Raw genomic sequence first — 14,543 nt, forward strand, 5'->3', positions numbered from 1 at the left:
CGGATGCGAACGGTCGCACGGGACTTGAACGGGCGCGACGGCCGGGCGGAGTCGGCCGGGCGGAGTCGGAGGGGAGGAGCCCGATGCGCACAGGACTGCTCGGCTGGTACGGCCCGGACCGCCGCCCCTGGGTGGACACCCTGCTGCTGCTCGGCATCCTCGCCCTCGCCGGTGAGGAGGGGGTCTTCCAGTGGCTGCACGCCGACGGCGCGCTGCGCCTGCCCCGGACGGTGGTGGCCGCGCTCGCGGCGCTCTGCCTGCTGTTCGCCCGCCGGTACCCCGTCGCCTCGGCCGTCCTGCCGGTGCTCACCGGCGGCCTGTTCAACCGGGCCTTCCCCGGCCTGTTCAGCGTCTTCTACCTCGCCTCCCTCGGCCGGACCGGCCCGGCGGCGATCGGCGGCGCGCTGATCGCGGTGCTCAGCGTGACCAGGGCGGAGTCACTGGTCGGGTGGGCGGGCACCACCGGTTCCCAACTTCTCGTCCAGGCCGCCACGCTGGCCTTCGGGCTGTGGCTGCACGGTCGGCGGATGCTGATCCGCACCCTGCACACCCAGGTCGAAACCCTGCGCCGGGAGCGGGAGTTGCGCGCCGAGCAGGCCAGGTCCGCCGAACGGGCCCGGATCGCACGGGAGATGCACGACGTGCTGGCGCACCGCCTGAGCCTGCTGGTGCTGCACGCGGGAGTGCTGCGCGACCAGGCCCTGGCCGGCACCGTCGCGGCCGACCCGGACCGGCTCACCCACCGCCTGGAACTCCTCCGCACCACCGCCGCCCGCTCGCTCGACGATCTGCGGGACGTCCTGGGCGCCCTGCGTGCCGATCCGCCTGATCCGTCTGATCCACCCGACCCGCCCGAGTCGTCGGAATCCCCGGTGTCGTCGGCGGCTTCGGTGCCGTCGGTGCCGCCCGTCGTGGAGGTCCGCCCGCCCGCGTCGCCCGGCCCGGTCGGCGTCCCGGTCGGCGTCCCGGCCCGCGTCCCGGCTCCCGCCCTGCGCGACCTCACCGAACTGGTCGCCGAGGCGCGGCAGGCCGGACAGCAGGTCGAACTCTCCCTCTCCGGTGATCCGGAGTCGGTCCCCACCACCCACCGGCTCGCCGTGCACCGGGTCGTCCAGGAGGCGCTGACCAACGCCCGCAAGCACGCGCACGCCGCACCCGTCGCCGTCCGGGTCGGTTACGGGGACCCGGCGACCACCGTCGAGGTCCGCAACGGTCCGGGCCCGGCCTCGCCGAACGGGCCGGGCGCTGGGGGCGGGTACGGGCTGGTGGGACTCGGTGAACGGGTCGGTGCGCTCGGCGGCCACCTGGACGCGGGCCCGGACGGGACCGGTGGCTTCCGCCTCTCGGCCCGGCTGCCCGCGCCGGACCGCCCCCCGCAGACGGTGCCGCCGCCGGACCCCGCCCCGACCGCCGCCGACGTGAGTTCGCAGCCGAAGCATCCGGGGGCGATGGGGCCGGGGGCGATGAGTTCGGAACCGAAGAAGCCGCAGCCACAACCTCCGCACCGACAACCGCCACTGCCGAAGGACGCCGCATGATCCGCACGATGGTGGTCGACGACGACGCGCTGGTGCGCCTCGGACTGGTCGACCTCCTCGCCCAGGACCCGGCGCTGACCGTGGTCGCCGAGGCTGCCGACGGACTGCAGGCCGTCGAGCTCGCCCGCGGTCGCCGGATCGACGTCGCGCTGATGGACATCCGGATGCCCCGGCTCGACGGGATCGCCGCCACCCGACGGCTGCGCCAACTCCCGGACGCCCCACGGGTCATCGCGCTGACCACCTTCGACCTGGACGAGTACGTGTACCAGGCGCTCGCCGCCGGGGCCGACGGCTTCCTGCTCAAGGACACCCCGCCCGCCGAGATCGCCCGGGCCGTCCACGTGGTCGCGGCCGGCCAGGGGATGCTGCACCCCGTGGCCGCCCGGCGGCTGATCGACCGCTACCACCGGGTCGGTGCGCCCCGTTCGGTGGCCGCCCGCGGCCGGATCGCCGGGCTGACCCCGCGCGAGACCGACGTGCTGCGCGAGGTCGCCGACGGGCTGTCCAACGCCGAGATCGCGGGCGTGCTGGGGATGCGGGAGAGCACCGTCAAGGCGCACGTCAGTCGGATCCTGACCACGCTCGGGGTGGCCAACCGGGTCCAGGCGGCGCTGCTCGCACGGGATGCGGGACTGGTCGGGGACGGCGCCTGACGGCGGGCGCTCGTGAGGGCAGGGTGGGGCGCAGCGTCGGACGGTGTTCATGCGGACGTTCCCCGGCCTTCGGTTCGGGCCGCGCGGCGGGCTCCCCTGAGCCGTCGCGTGCCTCCGGTTCGTACCGCCTGCTGAGCCGTTGTCACCCATCCGGCGTGGAAATGCCGTGCCTTGGCGCTTTGCGCTGCCGAACCCGGGCGGCGGGTCCATGGTGGAGATGGGCGCGATCCGGCGACCGCGCCCCGCGCGTCGATCCGGGTCCGCCCGTCGGGCGCCCGCCGCTCCCGCCGGCGGGCGCCCGAATCCGGGGCCCGTACCGGCACGCTGGGAGCAGGGCCACCTCGCAGGAAACCGAACGGTTCTTCTAGGCTCACATCTCGGCTTCCCTGCGGCGGTCCGGCCACTGCGCCCGCCATCAGGAAGCCGCCGTCCACGGGGCTCCGGGTGGACCGGGGCCACCGGATCGAGCGAGGAGGACGTCAATGCCAAGCACGCCGCCCAGCCGTTCCACCGCACTTGGGCCAGACGGGCCGTTCCGACGGGCCGTCCGCCATCCCGGCCGACCGGTGCGGTCCGGCCGGGTCCGGTGCCCGGGCGGGGGCGGTCGGCCGGTCCGACCGCTGAATATCGGCTGCGGCCGCGGAGGCGAGCGTTGAGTCCCCAGATCGTCGGGTCGCCGGCCGCACAAGGTGCCGCCGCGGAGCCCGATCGCGTACCGGTGACCGTTCCCGCCGCCGCTGACGGGGAGGCCGTGGGCGCCGGGGGTGCCCGGGCCGTGGCCGGTCCTGCGGCAACCGCTCCGGCCGGCGTCGCTCCTGCCGCTGCCGCTGCCGCTGCTCCCGCCACTGCCGTTCCCGCCGCGGCTCCGGCCAACTCCGCCACCGTCGGTACCGCCACCAGCACCGCCACCGCCACCGCCAGCACCGCAGGCACCACGGCCTCCGGCACCACCGCGGCGCTGCCCGGACTGCCGCAGGCGCTCAGCGCCCGGGCCCGCACCCTCGCCGGTGCCGTCCGGCGGCGCTGTACCGACCTGGCCCGGATCGAGTCGCCGAGCGGCGACGCGCCCAGACTAGACGCGCTCGCCGAGGAGTTGGCCGCCGGTTTCCGCGCCACCGGGGCCACCGCCCGCCGGGAACCCGGGCCGGCCGGCGACCACCTCGTGCTGGAGTGGGAGGGGCGGGACGAGAGCCTTCCGCACCTGCTGATCGTCGGGCATCACGACACGGTCTGGCCGGTCGGCACCCTGGCGGACTGGCCGGTGGCCGAGCAGGACGGGCGGCTCACCGGGCCCGGTGTGGTCGACATGAAGGGTGGACTCGCCATCCTGGAGGGCGCGTTGGCACTGCTCGCGGACCTCGGGCAGCGGCCGCACCGCACCGTGCGGCTGGTCGTGGTCTCCGACGAGGAGGTCGGCAGCCCGGACGGGCGACGCCTGGTCGAGCGCCAACTGCGCGGCGCGGCAGCGGTCGTGGGGCTGGAACCGCCGCATCCGGACGGTCGGCTGAAGACCGCGCGTCGTGGTAGCACCCGGGTGCGGCTCACCGTCACCGGACGGGAGGCCCACGCGGGCAACGACTCCCACGACGGGGTGTCGGCGGTGGACGAGCTGGTCGACCAGCTGGTGCTGGTCCGCGGCCTCGCCGGTCAGCCCGGCACCGAGCTCAACGCCGGTCGGATCAGCGGTGGTTCGCGGGCGAACGTGGTCGCCGGACGGGCCGAGGCGGAGCTCGGCCTGCGGTTCTCCACCGTCGAGGCGCAGCGCCGCACGCTCGACAACCTCGCCCGGCTGACCGCACTGCGCCCGGGCGCGCGGGTGCGGACGGAGGTGCTGTCCAGTCGCCCGGCCTGGCCCGAGCGGACCGGCAACCCGCTGCTGCGGCACGTGCGTTCGCTCGCCGCGGTGCTCGGGCAGCAGCTGGACGGCGCCCCGGCGGGCGGGGCGGGGGACACCAACCTGCCCGGTTCGCGCGGACTGCCGACGCTGGACGGCTTCGGGGCGGTGGGTGCCGGTGCCCACGCCCGGCACGAGTACATCCGGCTGGACCAGCTCGCGCCGCGGATCGCCCTGCTGGCGGCACTGCTGGCCGTTCCGCTGCCGCGGCTGCGGGACCGCGGGGAGGGGTGAGCGGGAGCAGGCGAGGGCCCGCGTCGGCCGCCGACGGGTAACGGTCGGCGGGTAACGGCTGACGGGTAACAGCCGACAGCCGACGGATAACAGATAACAGCTGACAGATTTCAGATTCTGTCAGCTGTTATCTGTTTTTTGTTCGCCGTCGCCGCCCCTCGCCATCCCTTGCCATCCCTCCGCCTCGCCGCGCAGAATGGTACCGACCGAACGGTCAGTCGGTAGTGAAGGCAGGAGAGGGGACCGTGGTGACAGCAGAGGTGGCCGAGGCGGTCCCGGCGCAGACGCCGGAGGACCGGTTCGACGCGGTGATCGCCGCCGAGCAGCGGATCGAACCCAGGGATTGGATGCCCGATGCCTACCGGGCCACCCTGATCCGCCAGATCGCCCAGCACGCCCACTCCGAGATCATCGGCATGCAACCCGAGGGCAACTGGCTCACCCGGGCCCCCTCGCTGCGCCGCAAGGCCATCCTGCTCGCCAAGGCCCAGGACGAGGCGGGCCACGGCCTCTACCTCTACGCCGCCGCCGAGACCCTCGGCGTCGACCGTGCCGAGCTCACCGAGAAGCTGATCAGCGGCCGCCAGAAGTACTCCTCGATCTTCAACTACCCGACCCTCAGCTTCGCCGACGTCGGCGTGATCGGCTGGCTGGTGGACGGCGCCGCGATCTGCAACCAGGTCCCGCTCTGCCGCTGCAGCTACGGTCCGTACGCCCGCGCGATGGTGCGGATCTGCAAGGAGGAGTCCTTCCACCAGCGCCAGGGCTACGAGCTCCTGATGACCCTGATGCGCGGCACCGAGGCCCAGCGCCGGATGGTCCAGGACGCCGTCGACCGCTGGTGGTGGCCGTCGCTGATGATGTTCGGCCCGCCCGACGCGGACTCCCCGAACACCGCCCGCTCGATGGCCTGGCGGATCAAGCGCCACACCAACGACGAGCTCCGGCAGCGCTTCGTCGACATGACCGTCCCGCAGGCCGAGCACCTCGGCGTCACCCTCCCCGACCCCGCGCTGCGCCGGAACGAGGAACGCGGCGGCTGGGACTTCGGCGAGCCGGACTGGTCCGAACTGACCAGGGTCATCAAGGGCCAGGGCCCGTGCAACGCCCAGCGAGTCGACCGCCGCCGGGCCGCCCACGAGGACGGTGCCTGGGTGCGCGAGGCGGCCGTCGCCTACGCCGCCAAGCGCGCCGCCGAGCAGCCGCACACCGATGCCGCCGAGCGGCCGCGCACCGATGAGGAGAACGCGAAGTGACCGAGTCCAAGGCAGGCTGGCCGCTGTACGAGGTGTTCGTGCGCCCCCGGCGCGGACTGAACCACGTCCACGTCGGCTCGCTGCACGCCGCCGACGACCGGATGGCCCTGCTCGCCGCCCGGGACCTGTACACCCGCCGCAACGAGGGCGCCAGCCTCTGGGTGGTCCGCTCGGACGCGATCACCGCCTCCACCCCGGACGAGCGCGACCCGTTCTTCGAGCCCAGCGGCGACAAGGTCTACCGCCACCCGACCTTCTACGACATCCCCGAGGATGTCCCGCACATCTGACGGGGGAGCCACCGTGCACGACCACACCACGCCAACCACACCAGCCGCGTCCGCCACGTCGGCCGGATCTGCGACATCGGCCGGGTCCGCGACATCGGCCGGGTCCGCGGCGTCGGCCGCGTCGGCCGCGTCGGCCGCCGAGGACGACCACGTCTACCTCAGCCTCGCCGGAGCCACCCCCGGCCCGGAGGGCGAGGGCCGCTGGGCGTACGGGACCGGCTTCGCCGACCCGCTGCTCGGCGTGGACACCACCCTGCCCGCCGGCCTGGACGGCGCCGACCTCGCCGCCTACTGCCAGATGCTCGGCGACGACGCCCTGGTGCTCGCCCAGCGGCTGATCGAGTGGTGCACCAGGGCGCCCGAGCTGGAGGAGGAGGTCGCGCTCGCCAACCTCGGCCTCGACCTGCTCGGCCAGGCCCGCCTGCTGCTCACCCGGGCCGGCCAGGCGGACGGCTCCGGCCGCACCGAGGACGACCTGGCGTACTGGCGGGAGGACCACGAGTTCCGCAACGTCCGCCTGGTGGAGACCCCGAACGGCGACTTCGCCTACTCGGTCGCCCGGCTGCTGCTGTTCGCCACCGCCCGCGGCGCGCTGTACGAGGCGCTGGCCGGACACCCGGACCCGGTGCTGGCCGCGGTCGCCGCCCGGGGCGTCAAGGAGCTGGCGTACCACCGCGAGTACGCCACCGCCTGGACGCTGCGGCTCGGCGACGGCACGCCGTACTCGGCGGAGCGGATGCAGGTGGGGCTGGACGCGGTCTGGCCGCTGCTGGACGAGCTGTTCACCGCCCACCCGGTGGAGCTGCGGGTCGGGGTCGACCCGGCGACGCTGCGCGAGCCGGTGCTGCGCGAGCTCGCCGCGGTCGTCGCCGAGGCCGGGCTGACCGTGCCGGACGTCCCGCCGCTGGCCACCGTGCTGGGCCGGGCCGGCCGGGACGGGGTGCACACCGAGGCGCTCGGCCCGCTGCTCGCCGAGCTGCAGGTGCTGGCCCGCGCGCACCCGGGGGCGACGTGGTGACGGGCGCGGCGGAGGTCACGGTGAGAGCCACGGCGGACCCGGTGACGGGCACGGCGGAGACGGCGACCACCGCCCGCGACCGGGCCTGGCAGGTCGCCGCGGCCGTCCCGGACCCGGAGCTGCCCATGCTCACCCTGGCCGACCTCGGGGTGCTGGCCGGGGTCGAGGTGGACGGCGGCAGCGGCACGGTGACCGCCTGGCTGACCCCGACCTACTCGGGCTGCCCGGCCGTCGCCGAGATGGCGGCCGACGTGGACCGCCGGCTGCGCGCCGCCGGGTACCCGGACGTCCGGGTACGGCTGCGGCTGGACCCGCCGTGGTCCACCGACCTGATCACCGCGGAGGGCCGTCGCAGGCTCGCCGAGGCGGGCATCGCCCCGCCGCACCCGACCTCGGCCGTCGCGGCCGGGTCCGCGCCCGGCCCGGTCGCGCTGACCCTAGGCCCCACCCGTACCGGAGCCGTGGCCCCGGTGACCTGCCCGCACTGCGGTGACGGCGACACCGAGGAGCTGTCCCGCTTCGGCTCCACCGCCTGCAAGGCGCTCTGGCGCTGCCGCGCCTGCCGCGAGCCGTTCGAACGCGTCAAGGAGATCTGAATGCCCGCCGCGACCCCTGTGACGGAGCCCGACGCCGTCCGCCCCGCCCGCCGCCCGTCCTTCCACCGGCTGCGGATCGACCGGGTGGAGCGGCTCTGCGAGGACGCCGTGGCGGTGGCCTTCGAGGTGCCGGACGGCCTGGCGGCCGAGTACGCGTTCCGGCCCGGGCAGACCCTGACCCTGCGCAAGGTGGTGGACGGCGTCGACGAGCGCCGCTCGTACTCGATCTGCGCCCCCGTCGGCGGGCCGCTGCGGATCGCGGTCCGGGAGGTGCCCGGCGGGCTGTTCTCCCGCTGGCTGGTGCGCGAGGCGCAGCCCGGCGAGGAGGTCGAGGTGCTGACCCCGTCCGGCCTGTTCACCCCCGAGCTCGGCGTCCCCGCCGACCACGTGCTGCTCGCGGCCGGCTCCGGCATCACCCCGATGCTGTCGATCGCCGCCTCCGTGCTGGCCGCCGACCGCCGCTCCACCGTCACCCTGCTGTACGGCAACCGGCGCAGCGACACCGTCATGTTCGCGGACGAGCTGGCCGACCTGAAGGACCGCTACCTGGGCCGGTTCCAGCTGGTCCACGTGCTCTCCCGGGAGACCAGGGACGCCGAACTGCTCAGCGGCCGACTGGACCCGGAGCGGGTCCGGGCGCTGCTCGCGGCGCTGGTGGACGTCGGCGCCGTCGGGCACTGGTGGCTGTGCGGCCCGTTCGGCATGGTCGCCGGGGCGAAGGAACTGCTCGCCGAACTGGAGGTGCCCGGCGAGCGGGTGCACCAGGAGCTGTTCCACGCCGAGGACGAGCCGCTCGCCGAACGCGACGAGGACCGGGACGGGCCCGACGGCGACGCCCTGGGCGCGCCCGGCGAGCGCAGTGAGGTCACCGTCGTCCTGGACGGGCGCGGCAGCACCCTCACCCTCCCGCGCGACCGCTCGATCCTGGACGGCGCCCAGCGCTCCCGCCCCGACCTGCCCTTCGCCTGCAAGGGCGGGGTCTGCGGCACCTGCCGGGCCCTGGTCACCGAGGGCGAGGTGGAGATGCGGCGCAACTTCGCGCTGGAGGAGAAGGAGCTGGCGGCGGGTTACGTGCTCACCTGCCAGGCCCGCCCGGTCACCGAACGGGTCACCGTCGACTACGACCGCTGACACCCGAGCGGCGCCGGCCGCCGGCCCCTGACCGGTCTCAGGCCGCGACCGGCTCCTCGACCGGCTCCGCGGCCGGGGCCTCGGCCGGGTCCCCGAGCAGCTTGACCAGGTCGTTGACGGCGGCGCGGCCCGCCCGGTTGGCGCCGACGGTGCTGGCGGACGGGCCGTAGCCGACCAGGTGGACCCGCGGGTCGGCGGTGGCGCGGGTGCCGGTGAGCGCGATGCCGCCGCCGGGGGAGCGCAGGCCGAGCGGGGCGAGGTGGCCGACCTCGGGGCGGAAGCCGGTCGCCCAGACGATCGCGTCCACCGCCAGCTCCTGGTCGCCCCAGGCCACCCCGTGTTCGATGAGCCGGTCGAACATCGGCCGGCGGTGCAGTGCGCCCAGCTCCTCCGCGCGGCGGTAGGCGACGGAGGGGCCGAGGCCGGTCACGCTCACCACGCTGCGCACCGGCAGGCCTTGGCGGACCCGCTCCTCGACCTTGGCGACCACGGCGCGTCCGTACTCGGGGGTGAACGGGCCCTCGTGGTAGACGGGTTCGGAACGGGTGACCCAGACCGTCTCGCCGACCGCGGCCACCTCCGACAGCACCTGGATCGCCGAGGCGCCGCCGCCGACCACCAGGACGCGCTCGCCCGTGAACTCCTCGGGGCCGCGGTACTCGGCGTAGTGCAGCTGCCGGCCCGCGAAGCGGCCCGGGTAGTGGGGGAGGAAGGGGCGGGTCCAGGTGCCGGTGGCGTTGATCAGCGCGCGGGTGGACCAGGTGCCGCGGTCGGTCTCGACCAGCAGCCGGGAGTCGGGGCGCTCGGACTCGGCGCGTACGGCGCGGACCGCGACCGGGCGTACGACCGGGAGCGTGTGCCTGGCCTCGTACGCCGCGAAGTACCCCGGCACCACCTCGCGCGCGCGGGCCTCGGGGTCGACCGGCGGGAGCTCGGCGTCCGGGAGGTCGTGGAAGCCGTGCACGGTGGCCATCCGCAGCGACGGCGAGCGGTGCGCCCAGGCACCGCCGGGGGCGGCGTCGGCGTCGAGCACGACGAAGCCGCCGTCGACGCCGTCCCGGTAGGGGGCGAAGCCGCGGCGGCGGAGGTGGTAGGCGGCGGACAGTCCTGCCTGTCCGGCGCCCACCACCAGGACGTCCACGCGTCGCTGACCGGCTGCGTTGGTTGCACCGTAAACAGTCACGCACGTGAAACATCGGGGGGCCGGTGCCTGTTCCCGTACCGGGGCGGACAGCGGGAGATCAGTGGGAGATCAGTGGGAGAGCAACGGGAGGGGCGTCAGGCGAGCGGGGAGATCACCGCGGCGGTGCCGTACGCGCACACCTCGGTGCCGACGTCCGCCGCCTCCGTCACATCGAAGCGCATCATCAGGACCGCGTTGCCGCCGCGCGCCTTGGTCTGCTCGATCAGTCGCTGCATCGCCTCGTTGCGGCTCTCGACCAGGGTCTTCGTCAGACCCCGCAGCTCGCCGCCGATCAGCGACTTCAGCCCGGCGCCGATCTGGCTGCCGATGTGGCGGCTGCGCACGGTCAGCCCGAAGACCTCGCCGATCACGTGGTCGACCCGGTAACCGGGGATGTCGTTGGTGGTCACGACCATGACGTCGGCGTTCGGGCCCTGCCCGCCGCCGTACTCGTTGATGTCAGCCATGGGGCCCATCCTGCCCGTGTCGTGCGTTCGAGTGACGGAGGCGCGGCGGGGCGGTGGCCGAGAAGCTCTCCGGAAGCTGGTACAGACCGGTGATCGGGCGGCGGAAAAGCCGTACCGTAGCCCCATGGGCGAGCGAAGCGATCATCCGCAGGGGCCGGGCGCGGCGGAGTACTCCGGCGCGCCGGAGATCGAGGCGACGGTGGTGCTGGGCCTGCGGATCACCGACTGGCCGGCGCTGCGCGCGGCCGCGATCAGGGCCGTCGAGGAACTGGACTTCGACGGCATCGACCCGGCCGGCCAGCGCCGTGAACTGCTGCGCGAGGTCGCCGAGGACGCCAACGCGGCGCTCGGCGCGCTGCTCCACCCCGACCGGCTGGTGGCGGCGATCCCCGGGGTCGAGGCGCTCGGCGGCACGTTGGAGATCAGCGTCACCGAGGACTTCACCCCGGACTTCGCCGAACTGTTCCCGCTGGACGGCGAGGACGAGGACGGCGGTGCGGGCGCGGACTGGACCCTCACCCCGCGCACGGCGTGCCTGCTGCACGCCCAGCTGCTCGGCCTCGCCGACGCCGGCTACGACGACCTCGACGAGCACGGCGACGACCCGGTGGTCGACGGCGAGGACGTGGACTGGACGGTCTTCGCCCGGCTGCCCCAGCGCACCTGGCGACTGCACCGGACTTGGCGCCGTACCATGTCGCGCGCCTTCGACGACCTGGCCGACGACCTCGCGCTCGGCGAGTGGCCGCTGCCCCGCTGCCTGGCGGAGGAGATCGCGCTCCGGATGGCTCTGGTGGACGCCCGGACGCTGCTGGGCTCCCAGCCCGAATCGGTGGCCGACATGATGGGCGACCTGCCGGCCGACCTGTACGACTACGACTGGGACGGCTGCCACGACGAGCTGTTCGGCGTGTTCGGGCCGGACGACGGGGACCCGGAACTCGGCGCCGAGCAGCGCACCGAACTGCTGCTGGCGGCCACGCATCCGGAGGGGTGGTTCCTGATGTACGAGGACGCGGAGGAACGGGACCCGCAGCGGGGGTACCGGCGCTGAACGGGCGTCGGTCCGGCCCGGACGGCTACGCTGCCGACATGTCCGATGTGTCTGATGTTTCTGGCGTGTCCGGTGCAGCCGGTGCAGCCGGGGAGCGAGGGGTGCCCTCGGGAGCGGTGCCGGAGGTGGACGAGTCGGCCCTGGGGCGGATTGCGCTCGGGCTGGACGGGGTGCGGGCGGCGCAGCGCGGGCGGACCGCCGAGGCACGCTCCAGCTTCGAGACCCTGTGGGAGGAGCTGGGGGAGCGGGACGTCTTCCACCGCTGCGTCCTGGCGCACTATCTGGCCGACCTCCAGGAGGACCCCCGGGCCGAGTTGGAGTGGGACCTGCGGGCCCTCGCGGCCGCGGACTCGCTGACCGCCGAGCGCGCCCGGACCTATGAGTCGGCCCTCCAGGTGCGGGCCTTCTACCCCTCCCTGCACCTCAACCTGGCCTCCGACCACCTCAAGCTCGGCGAGCCCGACCTCGCCCGCGAGCAGCTTGAACGGGCGGTGCGGAGCCTGGACGCGCTGCCGGAGGACGCCTACGGCGCGGGGATCCGGGCGGCGGTGGAGGAGCTGCGGCAGCGGCTGCGCTGAGCGCCTGCCGGTCGGGGCCGACCCGGGGCCGACCCGGGGCGGGACCAGCACCGGAGCAGCGCCGGACCAGGGGCGGACCAGGGGCGGACCGAGGCGTCGGGGGCGTGGCTGGCATGCTGGACGGGTGACTTCTCTGTTCGACGCCCCGGCCCCCGTTCCCGCCCCCGACGACGTCCCCGGCCCCGAGGACCGTGACGCGCGGCCGCAGTACGTGCTGCCGCTGGTCGTCCGGATGGAGCGGGCCACGCCGCCGGGGCGGACGGACGCGCTGGAGACCTCCGCCCGGGCCGTGCTGACCCTGCTCGCCGATCCCCGGGTGACCGCGGCGGACGGCGAGTGGGCGGAGCGGGTCGCGGCCTGGGAGGACGCCCGGATCCGCAAGGTGGTCCGGCGGGCCCGGGGCGGGGAGTGGCGTCGGGCGGAGGAGCTGCCGGGGATCACCGTGCGGGGGCGCGAGGCGGAGGTGCGGGTGTTCCCGCCGATCCCGCTGGACGGCTGGCCCAAGGAGCTCGCCAAGCTGCAGGTCTCCGGGACGGACCTGGAGGAGACCGCCGAGGTCGGCGCGCCCGAGGCCGGGGTGCCGGTGCTCTGGCTCAATCCGACGCTGGAGATGAGCGCAGGCAAGACGATGGCCCAGACCGGGCACGCGGCGCAGCTCGCCTGGTGGCGCCTGGACGAGGTGCGGCGCAAGGAGTGGGCGGAGTCGGGCTTCGCGCTCGCGGTCCGCACGGCGGCGCCGGAGGCGTGGGAGGAACTGGTCCGCAGCGGGCTGCCGGTGGTCCACGACGCGGGCTTCACGGAGATCGCCCCCGGGCTAACTGTCGCACTCGAAGGCGGCACGCGCTACTGCCCCACCCCGCGCCGACGACGTCCGTGAACGCGCCGTGCTGACCCCAACACGGCAGCGTAGCGGGTGAGGCGCGCGTGTTCCCGACAGGCGCATGCCTCCGGCGGGTCTTCTTGGGGGCTCACGCCGCCGGGCAGCGGTAGGCCGCGGCGACCCGGAGCAGGAATTCCGTCTCCCCTGCCATGTCCGCAAAGTCCGGCTGGGCAAGAGCCGACCGATCCACTGACGGGGGCTCACCCGCAAGCTTGGCCCGGCATGCTTCCCTCAACAGGTCGGCGAGGGCGTCGGGGTCTTCGCCACGGGTGCCTGCGGAGTCGGTCCCTCCCGTGGCGAAGGCGTGCTTCGACGGCAAGTAGTCGCACAGGACGAGGATCGCGTCGCGGATCTCCACAATTTTGCGGTAAATGAGCAGTTCCCGGGGGCCCTGCGGCCAGAGGGTCTCCCGCAGGCGGTTGCGCGGCCTGGCCAGTGCCACGGAGGGCACGGCGTCCACGAGAGCCCGCCACAACGGCCACAGACGCCACAGGGTTGTGGTGTTGTCCAGGACTCGGCGGGTGTCCAGAGCGGTCGGAACGACGATCGAGGCAGCCCGGAGCATACCGTGCAGGCCCATGGTGAGCGACAGAAGCGGGGGAATCCACGCCGACCGGGTCGGTAGGTAGATCAGATACCCGATCCAGAACAGCCCGGCGAAGGCGGTTCCCAGCCCGAACAGCGCCAGGCTCGTTCGCGAGGAGCCACTGGTGCTTCGGCGGCTGTAGCGCCAGCACACGATGAGGCACGTGCCGTCGGCCGCGAGGTGCATGCCGATGAGAGTGCACCAGAACCCGATGGACGGTACCGAAACTCCGTGCGGTCCGATGAGCGCCAGGGTGGGTGGCTTCGCCGTCGCACCGAGGAGGACCAGGGCGAGCAGGAGCGTCGCGCCGACTATGTGCAGCCGTGCTCTTGGTGGACCGCCGCCGGTGACCACGAGGACGAAGTCGAGCACCAGGATGGCGGAGAAGGCTCCGAACAGGTGCATGGCCAGCTGGGTCAGATTGGGGTCATGAGTGAAGAAACCGATGGCCCGACCCACCGGGCCGAGGCGAAGTGCCATGGCGGCCGCTGCTGCAGCCACAGCGATGCACAGTCCGCGCCGTCGGCGGTCGTGGCGGGCCGAGGGGATACGCAGCAGTACTGCGGCCCAGATGGCTGCCGTCCCCGCATATTCGACCAGTTGCCCGAGGTGGGCCGTCTCAGCGAGCATGCAGACCGCCGCCTCCGAACGCCGCCTCGAGCTCGCCGAGGGCTCCGACCTGCGGTGACCCGCCTTCTCGAGTCCGCGCTGTCCTGATGAGGCTGGCCAGCATTTCCGCCTCCTCCTCCTGAACCGTGGAATAACTCGTGCGGGTGAGGAGTCGTTGGACGGTCCGAGGGCTGAGGTCCGCGAACAGTCCGGTCAGTTCGGTCAGTTCGGCGGCGCCACGCGTACCGAGCGCATAGTGATCGAAGAGGAGGTGTCCGATTTCGTGGAGGACGATGTGCTCTTGATGGAGTCTGGTCGTCTGTTGCTCGTAAAATATGTGGTCGTCGGTATCCGTGGCCAGCCACAGGCCGCAGACCGAATTGCCCAGACTGTGCAGTGGAAGCGCGTGTAAATGAATGGGGCGTCGACGCTTTCGGGAGAGCTGTACGCACAAGGCTTCTGCGGAGAAGGGGTGGGGAAGGTCCAGCTGATCCACTATCGACTGACATTGTCGTCGGAGTCTCTTGAAGCAGCTCAACATTCGGATGCTTTCACTCTCATTCGAGTGGGCAA

The 14,543-nt window shown here is 73.8% G+C and carries 15 protein-coding genes; 11 read left to right on the plus strand and 4 right to left on the minus strand.

What is annotated here, in order from left to right:
* Nucleotides 1-83: 83 nt before the first annotated feature.
* From ABTZ03_RS14855 to paaE, 8 genes are all read left to right on the plus strand, one after another.
* Nucleotides 84-1,538, plus strand: coding sequence for a sensor histidine kinase (locus ABTZ03_RS14855; RefSeq protein WP_350513339.1), 1,455 nt, complete (start codon nucleotides 84-86; stop codon nucleotides 1,536-1,538).
* Nucleotides 1,535-2,194 (plus strand): response regulator, encoded by a 660-nt coding sequence (locus ABTZ03_RS14860; protein ID WP_350513340.1) that lies wholly within the window; start codon nucleotides 1,535-1,537, stop codon nucleotides 2,192-2,194. Before ABTZ03_RS14855 ends, ABTZ03_RS14860 begins: the two co-directional genes overlap by 4 nt.
* A 775-nt stretch (nucleotides 2,195-2,969) precedes the next feature.
* On the plus strand, nucleotides 2,970-4,322 hold the full coding sequence (locus ABTZ03_RS14865) for a M20 family metallopeptidase (RefSeq protein ID WP_350513341.1): 1,353 nt from the start codon (nucleotides 2,970-2,972) through the stop codon (nucleotides 4,320-4,322).
* A gap of 245 nt (nucleotides 4,323-4,567) precedes the next feature.
* Entirely contained in the window at nucleotides 4,568-5,578 is a 1,011-nt protein-coding gene (gene paaA / locus ABTZ03_RS14870) for a 1,2-phenylacetyl-CoA epoxidase subunit PaaA (protein WP_350513342.1), read from the plus strand.
* On the plus strand, nucleotides 5,575-5,868 hold the full coding sequence (paaB, locus tag ABTZ03_RS14875; protein WP_350513343.1) for a 1,2-phenylacetyl-CoA epoxidase subunit PaaB: 294 nt from the start codon (nucleotides 5,575-5,577) through the stop codon (nucleotides 5,866-5,868). The genes paaA and paaB overlap by 4 nt, the downstream gene beginning before the upstream one ends.
* Before the next feature lie 13 nt (nucleotides 5,869-5,881).
* A complete protein-coding gene (paaC, locus tag ABTZ03_RS14880; protein ID WP_350513344.1) occupies nucleotides 5,882-6,886 on the plus strand; it encodes a 1,2-phenylacetyl-CoA epoxidase subunit PaaC in 1,005 nt (334 codons plus the stop codon).
* 20 nt (nucleotides 6,887-6,906) lie between these two features.
* The gene (paaD, locus tag ABTZ03_RS14885; protein ID WP_502894469.1) at nucleotides 6,907-7,482 is read left to right on the plus strand and encodes a 1,2-phenylacetyl-CoA epoxidase subunit PaaD; all 576 of its coding nucleotides are present in this window, start codon (nucleotides 6,907-6,909) and stop codon (nucleotides 7,480-7,482) included.
* The gene (gene paaE / locus ABTZ03_RS14890; RefSeq protein WP_350513345.1) at nucleotides 7,483-8,613 is read left to right on the plus strand and encodes a 1,2-phenylacetyl-CoA epoxidase subunit PaaE; all 1,131 of its coding nucleotides are present in this window, start codon (nucleotides 7,483-7,485) and stop codon (nucleotides 8,611-8,613) included.
* A 37-nt stretch (nucleotides 8,614-8,650) separates the two neighbouring features.
* Here paaE and ABTZ03_RS14895 read toward each other — a convergent pair whose 3' ends face one another.
* Nucleotides 8,651-9,754: an NAD(P)-binding domain-containing protein gene (locus tag ABTZ03_RS14895; protein ID WP_350513346.1), complete on the minus strand. Its 1,104-nt coding sequence runs from the start codon at nucleotides 9,752-9,754 to the stop codon at nucleotides 8,651-8,653.
* Nucleotides 9,755-9,891: 137 nt separating this feature from the next.
* Nucleotides 9,892-10,263 carry a YbjQ family protein gene (locus tag ABTZ03_RS14900; RefSeq protein WP_350513347.1) on the minus strand — a complete coding sequence of 124 codons (372 nt, stop codon included), beginning with the start codon at nucleotides 10,261-10,263 and terminating at the stop codon, nucleotides 9,892-9,894.
* Nucleotides 10,264-10,387: 124 nt separating this feature from the next.
* Here ABTZ03_RS14900 and ABTZ03_RS14905 point away from each other — a divergent pair, with 124 nt between their 5' ends.
* From ABTZ03_RS14905 to ABTZ03_RS14915, 3 genes are all read left to right on the plus strand, one after another.
* Nucleotides 10,388-11,317: a beta/alpha barrel domain-containing protein gene (locus ABTZ03_RS14905; RefSeq protein ID WP_350513348.1), complete on the plus strand. Its 930-nt coding sequence runs from the start codon at nucleotides 10,388-10,390 to the stop codon at nucleotides 11,315-11,317.
* A gap of 101 nt (nucleotides 11,318-11,418) precedes the next feature.
* The gene (locus tag ABTZ03_RS14910) at nucleotides 11,419-11,895 is read left to right on the plus strand and encodes a hypothetical protein (RefSeq protein ID WP_350513349.1); all 477 of its coding nucleotides are present in this window, start codon (nucleotides 11,419-11,421) and stop codon (nucleotides 11,893-11,895) included.
* Nucleotides 11,896-12,028: 133 nt separating this feature from the next.
* Nucleotides 12,029-12,772: a peptidyl-tRNA hydrolase gene (locus tag ABTZ03_RS14915; RefSeq protein ID WP_350513449.1), complete on the plus strand. Its 744-nt coding sequence runs from the start codon at nucleotides 12,029-12,031 to the stop codon at nucleotides 12,770-12,772.
* A gap of 91 nt (nucleotides 12,773-12,863) precedes the next feature.
* On the opposite strand, the gene ABTZ03_RS14920 is transcribed toward ABTZ03_RS14915, so the two are convergent.
* Complete coding sequence (locus ABTZ03_RS14920) at nucleotides 12,864-13,991, minus strand: MAB_1171c family putative transporter (RefSeq protein ID WP_350513350.1); 1,128 nt, start codon at nucleotides 13,989-13,991, stop codon at nucleotides 12,864-12,866.
* Complete coding sequence (locus ABTZ03_RS14925; RefSeq protein ID WP_350513351.1) at nucleotides 13,981-14,466, minus strand: hypothetical protein; 486 nt, start codon at nucleotides 14,464-14,466, stop codon at nucleotides 13,981-13,983. The genes ABTZ03_RS14920 and ABTZ03_RS14925 overlap by 11 nt, the downstream gene beginning before the upstream one ends.
* Nucleotides 14,467-14,543 lie beyond the last annotated feature (77 nt).

The organism is Kitasatospora sp. NPDC096077 (assembly GCF_040303245.1).
Lineage (GTDB): Bacteria > Actinomycetota > Actinomycetes > Streptomycetales > Streptomycetaceae > Kitasatospora.